This window comes from Aquimarina sp. 433 (genome assembly GCF_054054605.1).
In genome coordinates, this window is record NZ_JBSWZK010000012.1 from 167,816 (window position 1) to 180,510 (window position 12,695).

Below are 12,695 nucleotides of genomic sequence, written 5' to 3' on the forward strand. Positions count from 1 at the left end.
AAATGTTTGAAAATTTTACATTTGAAAATCCACAGTTTTTTTGGTTGTTTTTAATACTACCACTAGCAATTGCTTGGTATATATGGAAAAGGAATAAGCAGCAAGCCGAGTTAAAAATATCCAGCATAAAAGGATTTAAGGCATCTGGTAGCTTACTTGCAAAATTAAGACCCTTATTGTTACTGTTAAGATTGATAGCAATGACATTAATTATCATAGCGCTAGCAAGACCTCGAACGGTTGATGTATCAACCAAAACAAAAACTACTAGAGGTATCGATATTGTAATGGCAATTGATGTTTCTGCGAGTATGTTGGCCAGAGATTTACGACCTAATCGTTTAGAAGCACTAAAAGATGTAGCAGCCGAATTTATTCAGGGAAGACCTAATGATAGAATTGGATTGGTAATGTATGCCGCAGAGAGCTTTACAAAAACGCCTATTACCAGTGATAAGTCTATTGTGCTTAGTGCAATGAAAGAAATCGAATACAACAATTTGTTGGAAAACGGTACTGCTATTGGAATGGGATTAGCAACCTCAGTTAATCGATTAAAAGATAGCAAAGCCAAGAGTAAAGTAATCATACTGCTAACCGATGGATCTAATAATGCGGGTTTTATTGACCCTAAAATTGCTTCAGAATTAGCGGTGGAATATGGAATTAAGACCTATACGATCGGTCTAGGAACAAACGGAATGGCATTAGCACCTGTAGCGATTAGACCTAATGGAACTTTTCAATACGGAAACGTAAAAGTAGAGATAGATGAAGAGCTTCTTAAAGAAATAGCTAAGGTTACAAAAGGAAAATACTTCAGGGCGACAGATAATAAGAAACTGGAGCAGATATATGAAGAGATTGATAAGTTAGAAAAGACAGATGTAGAAGAGTTTAAGTTTTATAATTACGAAGAAAAGTTTAGACCCTTAGTACTATTAGCGGGAATCTTATTACTGTTTGAATTTCTTTTGAGATTCACTGTATTTAGAAGTTTTGTATAAAATTTAGAAGTTTGAAAAAAGGAGTTATAATTCAGGGAAGTTCTAGAAGTAATGGAGATACACATACGGTAGTTTCTTATTTGGAGAATGTAACTGGATTTGATGTAATAGACCTTAATCAAAGAGATATCAACTATTTTGATTATGAGTTTCAGAATAAAGACGATTTTGAAATTATATTTAAAAATATGGTTCAGAATTATCAAACGATTGTATTGGCAACACCGGTATATTGGTACACGATGAGTGGCGTTATGAAGGTTTTCTTAGATCGAATTTCGGATTACCTTTATAAAGAGAAGGATTTTGGGCGTATGCTTAGAGGAAAAGAAATGGCTATGATTAGTTGTAGTAATGATGATGATAGAGTCGAAGAATTTAGTATGCCGTTTTCGAGAAGTGCTGCTTACTTGGGAATGGAATATGTAGGAGATGTGCATGCTTGGATAAAGAATAACGAGCTTTCTTCCGAGGTAAAAGAAAAAATAAATGCATTTGCATTAAAAATTAAAGGTTAATAAAAGCAGGTTGAAGAGAAGTGAAATGTAATTTTATTATTGTAGATATAGAAATCAATCAACTAAAAACCATAAACTAAGAACTATTTAAGATGTACTTATTAGAAGAGAAAATATATTTCTGGTTGTTATTGGTGATCCCGATACTAATTGTAATATTTATCGGTGTTTTGATATGGAAGAAAACAACACAGAAGCGATTTGCAGATAAGGAACTATTAAAAAAATTGAGTCCAAATCAATCTGTTTTTAAATCTATATTGAAAATAGTTGTAATCAGTTTGGCTTTTGCTTGTTTTGTGGTGGCCTTGGTAAATCCGAAAATCGGAACGAAACTCGAAACAGTAAAACGAGAAGGTGTGGATGTGGTGTTTGCCATAGATGTTTCTAAAAGTATGCTTGCCGAGGATATTGCTCCAAATCGAATAGAAAAATCAAAGCAATTAGTAACTCAGATCATTAATAATTTGGCAAGTGATCGAGTAGGTATTATTGCATATGCTGCAAGTGCGTTTCCGCAGTTGCCAATTACAACCGATTATGGTTCTGCAAAGATGTTTTTGCAGTCTATGAATACAGATATGTTATCTTCTCAGGGTACCGCAATTAATGAAGCTATCGAATTAGCAAAGACATATTATAACGACGAAGAACAAACGAATCGGGTTTTATTTATCATTAGTGATGGAGAAGATCATGAAGGAAATGTCGGTTCTATCGCCGAAGATGCTGCTAAAGAAGGAATTAAAATATATACTATCGGTGTTGGAACAACAAAAGGAGGTCCGATTCCGATAAAACGTAATGGAATCGTTCAGACCTACAAGAAAAATAACCAAGGAGAAACCGTTATTACTAAATTGAATACCACAATTCTACAAGAAATTGCGGAAGAGGCAAACGGAGTATACATCGATGGTACGAATACCAATGAGGTGATAGAAAATGTAACGGAGTTGTTACAGGGAATGGATAAGAAGGAGTTCGAGGCAAAGCAATTTGCAGACTTCAAGGATCAATTTCAGTGGTTTTTGGGAGCTGGATTATTGTTATTATTTTTAGATGTTTTCTTGTTAGAAAGAAAAACATCATGGGTTAAAAGATTAAACCTTTTTAATGAGGAGTAGTTAAAAAATTAGAATACTATGAGAAATTTACTTATCATATTATTATGTTTTCAAGTAGGAATTTCTTTTTCTCAGGAAGAAGATAGAGCAGAGATCATCGCTGAGGCGGATAGATATGTTGCAAATGGAAATGAAGTATTACAAAAAGATGGTAATTTTCCAAAGGCTGAAGGAGAATATAGAAAGGCAATTTCTAAGAACCCTGTAGATCCGGTTGCCAAATATAATTTGGCTAATGCTTACTATAATACCGAAAAATATGATGAAGCAAATAATCGTTATGTAGAGGCTGCAAAAACTGCAACTACCAAAGAAGAGAAACATAAGGCGTTTCATAACCAGGGAAATACCTTTATGGAGCAAAAGAAATACAAGGAAGCTGTGGAAGCTTATAAAAATGCATTGAGAAACAATCCTAAAGATGATGAAACTCGATATAACCTTGCATTAGCAAAGAAGATGTTAGAAAAGCAGCAGAACGAGGATAAAGGAGGAGACGGAGATAAGGATAATAAAGATCAGAATAAAGACGAGAATAAGGACCAGGAAAACAAGGATAAAAAAGACGGAGAGAATAAAGAAGATAAGAAAGAAGGAGGCGACGAGAAAGATCAAAAAGGAGATGAAGGAGAAGATAAAAAAGATGAGAAAGGAAAGGATGAAGAAGATAAGCAGGATGATCCTAATGAAGAGGGAAAAGAGAAGAAAAAAGATAATAAAGAAGGCGAAGGAAAACCTGAAGAAAAGAAGCAACAACCTCAGCAAGTGCAGGGACAATTATCTCCTCAGCAGGTAAAAAGCCTTTTGGAGGCGATGAATAATGAAGAAAGAAAAGTGCAGGATAAGATAAATGCCAAAAAGGCGAAAGGAGCAAAAACAAAAACAGAAAAAGATTGGTAAACTGATGAATATAAGATTAATTTTTGTAGCATTATTTTTAGCAGTTTCCCAGCTAGGTGTGGCTCAGGTGAAGTTCGAGGCCAAAGTGAGCAAGAAAAAGTTGGGTATAAATGAGAGATTGCGCGTAGATTTCGAAATGAATCAGGATGGAGATAATTTTACTCAACCTAGTTTCAAGGGATTTACCGTTGTAGGAGGACCAAATCAGTCTATCAGTAACTCTTGGATTAATGGGAAAAGATCGTATGCCAAGACATTTAGCTATTTTTTATCACCAACCAAAAGAGGAAACTTTACCATAGGACAAGCAACCATAGAAATAGATGGTCAAATTTATAAAACGCTACCTGTAAAGGTTCAGGTAACTGCAGCCGTAGAAAAACCAAAAGACGGTAATAATGCGGATTACGTAGCAAGTGAAAATTTACATCTGGTTGCTGAGGTTTCTAAGACAAATCCATATCTAAATGAAGCGATTACTGTAGTGTATAAGCTTTATGTAAGTCCAAGAATTCAAATAAGTAATTTAAGAGAAATTGATAATCCAAAGTATAGTGATTTTTGGAGTCAAGCCATAAAAATAGGACAATTAAGAGTTGAGCGAGGAGAGTATAAAGGAGAGCCCTATAATTTTGTAGTATGCGGAAAAACAGTGTTGTACCCGCAAAAAACAGGAAAACTAGAGATAGAACCTCTTACCTTATCAATTGCTGTTGATGTTCCTACAAACCGAAGAGATATTTTTGGAGGTAAATTATACTCTACGGTTAACAAAACAGTGGCTGCAGGAACCAGAACTATTAATGTAAAGCCACTTCCGATAGAAGGAAAACCAGATGATTTTTCTGGAGCTGTAGGTTCGTTTGATTTTAAGATAACACCTAATAGAACAGAATTAGATGCAACTGAATCTTTGGAAACCAAAATTCAGGTGTCTGGTAATGGGAATCTTAAATTATTCGATTTACCGAAGTTAAGTGTACCTAATGGTTTAGAACAATATGAACCAGAACATAATGAGAGAGTAAGAACGAATATTACAGGAATGTCCGGTAGTATATCAGACTCATATACATTAGTACCACAGTTCAAAGGAACCTATCCAATTCCACCTGTTTCTTTTTCATATTTTGATTTAAAAACAGAAACTTATAAGCGAATTACTTCTCCAGAGATTGTAATTAATGTGAAGAATGGTCCTGATAGTGGAAGCATTGTAACCAACTCTGAATCTTCAGGAACTACTAAAAAATTGGTAACGCAAACAGGTAGCCAATTTAGATTTTTAAAGTTGGACGCTGATCTGGAACCGATTCAAAAAGAATATTTCTTTAAATCTACTGGATTTTGGATAATGCTAACAGCATCTTTATTAGCAATTCCATTGTTTATGTTCTTTGGTAAAAAGAGAGAAGAGCGATTGAGTGATGTTAGTGGAAACAGAGTTCGAAAAGCTGATAAATTGGCAAGAAAATATCTTTCTGAAGCGAAAAAGAACCTAGGAAATCAAAAGGATTTTTATATCGCAATGGAACTAGCTCTGCATAACTATCTAAAAGCAAAGCTGAATATACAAACTAGCGAGATGAGTAAAGATCGTATCCAACTATTATTAAAAGAAAGAGATGTAGAGGACGCTACCTCAATAGAGTTTATTGCTTTATTAGAAAGTTGTGAATTTGCAAGATATACACCATCTTCTACTTCAGCAATGCAACAGGATTATGATAAAGCATCTAGAGTGATTGCGGCAATTGATAAACAATTATAAAATATTGATAGTAGTGAAGAATTTAATTATAATAGTTGTTTTTCTAGTGAGTGTTTTGGGCTTAGCACAAAACGATCAATTATTTGAAAAAGGAAATTCCTTTTATAATCAAGAAAAATATCAGGAGGCTATAGATGCTTATTCTGCCATTTTAGAAAGTGGCCAGGAATCAGCTTCACTATATTACAATCTAGCGAATGCTAATTATAAACTGAGTAATATAGGGCAAAGCATTTATTATTATGAGAAGGCATTAGAACTGAAACCGAATGATGAAGACATAAAGAATAACTTGGCTTTTGCCAACAATGCTACCATAGATGCAATCGATGTAATTCCAGAAGGAGTTATTTCGAGAACTATAAACGGTTTTACTAATATGTTTAGTTTTGATTCTTGGGCTTGGATTGCAGTTCTTTGCGTAGTCATTTTTGTAGTATTGTTTTTATTGTATTACACAGCACGTATATCTTCCAAAAAAAGACTTTTCTTCTTAGGTTCGTGGGTGTCATTACTCATAGCAGTTTTTGCTGTGGTTTTTGCTTTTAAACAGTATGGCTACATCACGAATAACCAATATGCCATTATTTTTGCACAAGAAAGTACAGTAAAAAGCGAACCCAACTTAAGAAGTGAAGAGGTTTTTGAACTTCATGAGGGAACCAAAGTAAAAGTTACCGAAACAGTAAATGATTGGAAGAAAATCAAACTTGCTGATGGTAAAATAGGATGGATTCCAGCTACAGATTTAAAAGAGCTTTAATATTTCTTTTTACATTATTTACTTTTCACCACTCTTGGGATGGGTGAGAAAATATGCGATCTATCTATTTTACAGCTATATTGTAAATATTTTCACGAATAGTTTAATTGCTAAATGAACAAACTAAATACTTCTATTAAGCTTCATCTTCTCATTGGGGTTTTTATTAGCTTTTGGATTTTTGTGTTTACGTATTATATAAAACCTTTTGACACAGGAATTTCATATTTCGATTGGAATAAGATAAGTATAGGGTTTAGTTCAATTGCCTTTATTTGCTATGCAATACTTGCCATATTACAGAAAGTAGTTTATGATAAAATAAGAAAGTGGAATATTACCTTAGAAATAAGTGCAATCCTCTTTTTTCATATACTTAATTTAATAGTTAGTTATAACTTTTACAAAAGCCCTCTTTTTAGAGGAATCTATGAGTTTTGGGATTTTGCTAGTTTGGTTTTTCAATTTTCGCTCATTTTTACACCAATCTTAGTACTGGCAAGAATCTATATCGTTAGACTAGTTCCAGAAAAGTTAAAGATAGATGACCAGGAAATTGTGTTAACCATCAAAGGAGAAAATAGATTAGATGTGTTACAAGTAAACAAATCCGATTTAGTCTGTATAACAAATGCTCAAAATTACGTAGAGATTTTTTTTATTGAGGAAGGGAATCTAGGATCTAAATTAATACGTTCTTCTCTTAAGAGTATGAAAGAAGAATTAGACTTTTTAATTCAGGTACATCGTTCACACCTGATAAATCCATCACATTTTAGATCTTGGAAAAATTCGAATACTATTAGACTTACTCATATGGATGTTCCTGTCTCAAAAACTTTTGATAAGGATCTATTACCACATTAATTTTTATACCTAAATCCCATTGTTTTGTACCTAACCCTTATTTTCAGGGTATTGAATGGAGATTTTCAGAATACTTTTAGCTTTTCAAAAATCAAGAGAATACAGGAAATAGGAATACCAGTTATGATATCCGTTTTTTGACAATGTATTTGTATACTTTCAACTTTAAAGAATAAATTTAAACATGTTTCAATCACGCACTTATTTAGAAAACTGGAAATTAATACTAATTACGTCATTATTTTTTATTGGTGTACATGCAAGTGGGCAGGAAAACAAGACCGCAAAGGGAGAAATAGTCATCGGGAAAGTAGATAGTTTATATTCTAAGGTATTACAAGAACATCGAGAGTTTTGGGTACATACTCCAGAAAAATATGATCCCTCAAAACGATATCCAGTAATTTATGTATTGGATGCGATTGGACATTTTCATGCTGTCACGGGTATGTTGAGGCGTTTGGATAAATGGCAAATGCCTAAATCTATTGTTGTCGGGATTAAAAACAAAGATGCGATTAGAGATTATACGCCTACCAATGTAAAATCTTCGAGAAAACACAATACTGAAACCTCTGGTGGTGCAAAGAATTTTGCAAAGTTTTTAGATGAAGAATTACATTGTCTTATAACAGAGACTTATAAGACTGAGAGTAATGCTACGATCGTTGGCCATTCTACAGCAGGTTTATTTGTGATATATTCTTACCTACATAATGACAGTGTTTTCAATAATTTCATTGCTGTAGATCCAAGTCTTTGGTGGGATGATGAAGATTTGGTAAAACAATCAAGAAAACTCATCGATAAGAGAAATTATAAAGGCAAATCCTTATATGTGGCTGTTGCTAATAGTATTGGAAAACGCATGGATACGGTAAAAGTAAGAAGAGATAGAAGTGAAATAACTGAGCAAATTCGAGCAAACTTAAAGTTTCATGACGTTCTTACTAAACGTAAAAAAGAGCTGGATTTTAAGTGGGAATATTTTAAGAATGAAGACCATGGAAGTATTGTAATCCCAGGACAGTATAATGGATTTAGAGCTGTTTTCTCATGGTTTCCGTTTAAAGAAATGTGGAGATTTAATACACCACAAGGGTATTCTGCAAAGGAACTAACAGAACCTTTCTATAAGCATTATAAAAAGTTGAGTTTTCATATGGGAAGAGAAATGAAACCAGACTGGCAACTCGTCAATGATATTGCTTCTTTTATGTTAGAGGGTCATGATTTTCCTGAGAAAGCTTTAGCGTATTTAAAAATGAATGTAGATTTCCATCCAGACAATTCCAATAGTTATGTAGCGCTTGGTGATTTTTATGTAAAGGAAGATGAAAATGAGGAAGCTATTAAAAGCTATAAAAAAGCAATTGAGATAGATGGAAATGAAGAGGCTAAGAGAAAGTTAAAAAAAATAGAGAGAAATTGATGATGCTTATTTTCGAAATCGTTGAATTTTACCTTTTGTTGCGCTTCGCCATGCCCATTCTAAAGGGCCAAAGTAGAATTTTTGTAACCAGAATTTGCTGATTACGGATTGTATGATGATAAGAGCTACAGCTATGATGACCAGGTATACGGTTTGTAACTTACCGATAAGACCTAATCCCCATCCAAAAAGTAAAAAAGTACCGATTATGGATTGTAACACATAATTGGTAAGTGCCATTCTGCCATAAGATTCGAAAAAAGAGAAAAATCGATTCCATTTTTTGTTTGGGTAGAGTAAAAGAAAACTACAAAGAATAATAGCGGTTAGTGCAATATTAGACCAATCAAAGATATTTATGCCAATGACGTGTAGCCAACTTTTGAAATCTACGGGTTGCGGAGAAATGGCAAATATACCTGCTGTAAGCGCAAGCGCAATAAAGAAAAATATGGAGGCTCGTTTCAGCCATTTTCTAAGTAAGGGTCTTTTCTCTGTCATAGTCTGAAATAGTGCAATTTTACCCAACCATAACCCTATAAGGAAATAACCAAATGTCATATAAAATCTTGCAAATAAACTGATCTGAAAATCCATTTTTTGAAGCATTCCTTGCGTACCGTTAGTTATAAAAACCTCGGTAATACCTCCTTCTTTCAATGTAGCGATATATGCTAAATTAGTTGGACTGTTCCCATCCATAATAGAAGGAAATCCGAAGGCGCTTTCATTTCCTAAGATGGCAAAAGCAATAAATCTTGGAATACTGATTAAAAACAATCCAGATACCAGTAGAATCCATTTATTGGATACGCGATAAAATGGAATTAAAAAAGGAGCTAATAAAGCATATATCGTTAGAATATCACCTTTGTAAAATAATTGATGGATATAGCCTATGATCAGCAATAAAAAAGCTCTCCATAAAAAGCGTAACCCAAAATTTTCATTGCGCTTCGATGCAGAGTTCATCTGGATAAAGAAGCTAAGCCCAAATAGGATCGAAAACAATGCAAAGAATTTACCAACAATAAAAAAACCTATAATTCCTCCTAAAACTTGATCAAAAACAGAGTTAGTTACTTCCATAAGGCTTTCTGAAGGAGCCGAAGCTATATATTGCTCATTCATATGAACTAAGCAGACACCAGCCAATGCAAAACCTCGTAAAGCATCGATTACTATTATTCTATTTGAAGTCTTATTTTCCAATAGGAATAAAGTTAGCCTATTGTTACTTTTTATACAATGTAGAAAAAGTTAAAATGTATTAATTATCAAGTATTTATTGGTGAGAATTTGTGCTCTAAAGGTAAATTGTTAATTAATTTTACAATGGATTTAACAGATTTTGCAAGTATTACTATTATTTTTATGATCCATAAAAAATATTTATGCTATCCATAAAAATAAAAATTGCTAAATTTTTGATTATTTCAGGTTTTCTTTTGAATACCTGTAATTATGTTGGCAATTTGTTTGACTTTTATGGAGGAGATAGCGCTGCTATCAGCTATGCAATTGATGATACCGAAGAAAAATCTGAATCCAATGAGAAAGACGGATCTGAGAAAGAAGATCTGAAAGAAAAAGATAAGATTTCTCAGTATGCAGATAGTAAGCATACAGGTATATCCTATTATAGTATAAAATACTACCCAGATCTGATATATGAAAATTTATCAGTATATCTAGAATATACAACTCCACCACCAGAATTGGGGTAATGTAAACCACACACTTAGGTCGAATAAAACGTATTATTTGACTGAGAAAATCAATTTTTCAATTTTTTAAAAAAATGTAACGATTGTTAACTTCGTTACTTATTATGTTATGAGTAATTCAAAATTATTTCAAAGTTTAAAATCAGACATACCAGCTAGTATTGTCGTGTTTTTTGTGGCGCTACCCTTATGTTTGGGTATTGCCTTGGCTAGTGGTGCTCCTTTATTTTCGGGGTTAATTGCTGGAATTGTAGGAGGGATAGTAGTAGGAGCTATTAGTGGTTCTCAAATCGGAGTAAGTGGACCAGCGGCTGGTCTTGCGGCAATCGTTTTTGCGGCAATTGTTTCTCTAGGGTTCGAAGATTTTTTAGTAGCTGTTGTATTAGCGGGAGTTATTCAAATTTTATTCGGAGTTTTAAAAGCTGGTGTTATCGGGTACTTTTTTCCCTCTTCTGTGATCAAAGGGATGTTAACAGGTATCGGTATTATCATTTTTCTTAAAGAGATTCCATATTTCTTCGGCTATATTCCACAAAAAGGAGAGGGGTTATTTGCACCGATCTACAACTCATTACTAAATATCAGTATGGGTGATACACTAATTGCAGTAATAGGTTTAGGTATTTTATTATTATGGCAAAATGTACTATCTAAAAAAGGTAAGATCTTTCAATTGGTACAAGGACCTTTAGTAGCTGTAGTTTTAGGAATCATATTTTATGTAGTCTTTGGAGATTCAGGAAGTTTGGCAATTAGTACGGAAAACCTGGTAAATGTTCCAGTTCCTGCAGATGCAGATTCTTTTTTAGCGCAGTTTACCATGCCAAATTGGGAAGTAATTACCAAAACTGAGATCTATGTTACCGCGTTTACTATTGCATTGGTCGCAAGTTTAGAAACCTTGCTTTGTGTAGAAGCAACAGATAAGTTAGATCCACAGAAAAGAGTAACACCAACTAATAGAGAGTTAATTGCGCAAGGAGCAGGTAATGTAATATCAGGATTAATCGGAGGACTTCCAATTACACAGGTAATCGTTCGTAGTTCTGCAAATATTCAATCTGGTGGTAAATCAAAAATGTCCGCTATTATTCACGGATTTTTCTTGTTAATCTCAGTAATGTTGATTCCAACCTTGCTTAATAAAATTCCACTTTCTGTATTAGCAGCAATACTACTTTTAGTAGGGTATAAATTAGCAAAACCTTCTACCTTTAAAAACATGTGGACTGCTGGATGGAAGCAATTTGTTCCTTTTATCGTTACAGTAGTATTTATCGTATTTAAAGACCTTTTATGGGGAATAGGAATTGGACTTGCGGTAGGAATTGTAATTACACTTATAAAGAGTTACCAAAACTCTCACTTCCTTCATAAAGAGGAAAGCGAAGGCACTTCTAAAATTAAAATGACCTTGGCAGAAGAGGTTACTTTTTTCAATAAGGCCACGATATTAAAAGAGCTAGATGCTTTACCACAAAATTCTTATTTGGAATTAGATGTGACAAAAACAACCTATTTGGATCATGATGTGATCGAAATATTGGATGATTTTAAAGAAAAAGCAAAAAACAGAAATATCACGGTAAAGTTAATATCCCAAAGAGGTATAGAGGAAAATCCTGAAAGTTATATTGACTTTTTCAAGTTGAGACCAAAATTAAATTAATAAACTAAAAAAGTAGGAAATAACCTTATTGATGAATGATAAGATCATTGTTATTTTTAGGGAAATTTCTTTTAACATAAAAAATATTAAAAAAAGAACATATGAAAGCACATACTAAAGATACACAAGCGGCAATAACGCCACAAATAGCATTACAATTGCTTAAAGAAGGAAACGAAAGATTTCAACAAAAGCATATGGCAGATAGAGATCTTTTGGATCAGGTAAATGATACCAAATCAGGGCAGTTTCCTTTTGCTACGATTCTTAGTTGTATAGATTCTAGAGTGTCTTCCGAGTTGATTTTTGATCAAGGAATAGGAGATATTTTTAGCGCTAGAGTAGCAGGTAATTTCGTAAATGAAGATATTTTAGGAAGTATGGAATTTGCTTGTAAGCTAGCAGGTACTAAATTAGTTTTGGTACTTGGTCATACAGCATGTGGAGCTGTAAAAGGAGCGTGTGATGATGCGAAACTAGGAAATCTTACTGCGTTGTTAAGTAAGATTAAACCAGCGGTAGCAGCGGTAACAGAACCTGCAGATCCAGCAGAAAGAACTTCTAAAAATATTGATTTTGTGAATGAAGTTGCAGAGCAAAATGTGAATATGACAATCCAAAACATAAAAGACCAAAGTGAAGTGCTTAAGGAAATGGAAGAAAATGGTGAGATTATGATTATTGGAGGAATGTATGACATTAGCAATGGAAGTGTAACATTTTTCGAAAATTAAATAAGATATATATCTTCTAATAGAAGAGGTCTAAAAAGTTATAAGTTATTGTCAAACTGATTTCTATGACAAAACCAAATTGTTTTTATAAGCAGTTTGGTTTTTTATTATAGCAAAGATTCTATGAATAATTTTATTTCTCACTGCGTTAAGTACACTCATTTTATTTTTACCTTCTTT

The 12,695-nt window shown here is 33.4% G+C and carries 12 protein-coding genes; 11 read left to right on the forward strand and 1 reads right to left on the reverse strand.

Going from position 1 to position 12,695, the window contains the following annotated elements:
• Positions 1-2: 2 nt before the first annotated feature.
• The 8 genes from ACWNT5_RS21320 (at position 3) to ACWNT5_RS21355 (ending at position 8,385) form a co-directional block, all read left to right on the forward strand.
• Positions 3-1,007, forward strand: a complete 1,005-nt coding sequence (locus tag ACWNT5_RS21320) for a vWA domain-containing protein (RefSeq protein WP_343910835.1) — start codon at positions 3-5, stop codon at positions 1,005-1,007.
• 11 nt (positions 1,008-1,018) lie between these two features.
• The gene (locus ACWNT5_RS21325; RefSeq protein ID WP_456518518.1) at positions 1,019-1,525 is read left to right on the forward strand and encodes a flavodoxin family protein; all 507 of its coding nucleotides are present in this window, start codon (positions 1,019-1,021) and stop codon (positions 1,523-1,525) included.
• A 92-nt stretch (positions 1,526-1,617) separates the two neighbouring features.
• On the forward strand, positions 1,618-2,652 hold the full coding sequence (locus tag ACWNT5_RS21330; RefSeq protein WP_456518519.1) for a vWA domain-containing protein: 1,035 nt from the start codon (positions 1,618-1,620) through the stop codon (positions 2,650-2,652).
• An 18-nt stretch (positions 2,653-2,670) separates the two neighbouring features.
• Positions 2,671-3,552 carry a tetratricopeptide repeat protein gene (locus ACWNT5_RS21335; RefSeq protein WP_456518520.1) on the forward strand — a complete coding sequence of 294 codons (882 nt, stop codon included), beginning with the start codon at positions 2,671-2,673 and terminating at the stop codon, positions 3,550-3,552.
• A gap of 4 nt (positions 3,553-3,556) precedes the next feature.
• Positions 3,557-5,323, forward strand: coding sequence for a BatD family protein (locus ACWNT5_RS21340; RefSeq protein WP_456518521.1), 1,767 nt, complete (start codon positions 3,557-3,559; stop codon positions 5,321-5,323).
• A gap of 13 nt (positions 5,324-5,336) precedes the next feature.
• On the forward strand, positions 5,337-6,086 hold the full coding sequence (locus ACWNT5_RS21345; RefSeq protein WP_299608756.1) for a tetratricopeptide repeat protein: 750 nt from the start codon (positions 5,337-5,339) through the stop codon (positions 6,084-6,086).
• 114 nt (positions 6,087-6,200) lie between these two features.
• On the forward strand, positions 6,201-6,953 hold the full coding sequence (locus ACWNT5_RS21350; RefSeq protein ID WP_456518522.1) for a LytTR family DNA-binding domain-containing protein: 753 nt from the start codon (positions 6,201-6,203) through the stop codon (positions 6,951-6,953).
• Between the two features lie 184 nt (positions 6,954-7,137).
• Positions 7,138-8,385, forward strand: coding sequence for an alpha/beta hydrolase-fold protein (locus ACWNT5_RS21355; protein WP_456518523.1), 1,248 nt, complete (start codon positions 7,138-7,140; stop codon positions 8,383-8,385).
• A 6-nt stretch (positions 8,386-8,391) separates the two neighbouring features.
• On the opposite strand, the gene ACWNT5_RS21360 is transcribed toward ACWNT5_RS21355, so the two are convergent.
• Entirely contained in the window at positions 8,392-9,597 is a 1,206-nt protein-coding gene (locus ACWNT5_RS21360; RefSeq protein WP_456518524.1) for a DUF418 domain-containing protein, read from the reverse strand.
• 182 nt (positions 9,598-9,779) lie between these two features.
• Between ACWNT5_RS21360 and ACWNT5_RS21365 the strand changes: the two genes are divergently transcribed.
• The 3 genes from ACWNT5_RS21365 (at position 9,780) to ACWNT5_RS21375 (ending at position 12,515) form a co-directional block, all read left to right on the forward strand.
• Entirely contained in the window at positions 9,780-10,112 is a 333-nt protein-coding gene (locus ACWNT5_RS21365; protein WP_456518525.1) for a hypothetical protein, read from the forward strand.
• A 109-nt stretch (positions 10,113-10,221) separates the two neighbouring features.
• Entirely contained in the window at positions 10,222-11,781 is a 1,560-nt protein-coding gene (locus tag ACWNT5_RS21370) for a SulP family inorganic anion transporter (protein ID WP_456518526.1), read from the forward strand.
• 101 nt (positions 11,782-11,882) lie between these two features.
• Complete coding sequence (locus ACWNT5_RS21375; protein ID WP_456518527.1) at positions 11,883-12,515, forward strand: carbonic anhydrase family protein; 633 nt, start codon at positions 11,883-11,885, stop codon at positions 12,513-12,515.
• Positions 12,516-12,695: the final 180 nt, after the last annotated feature.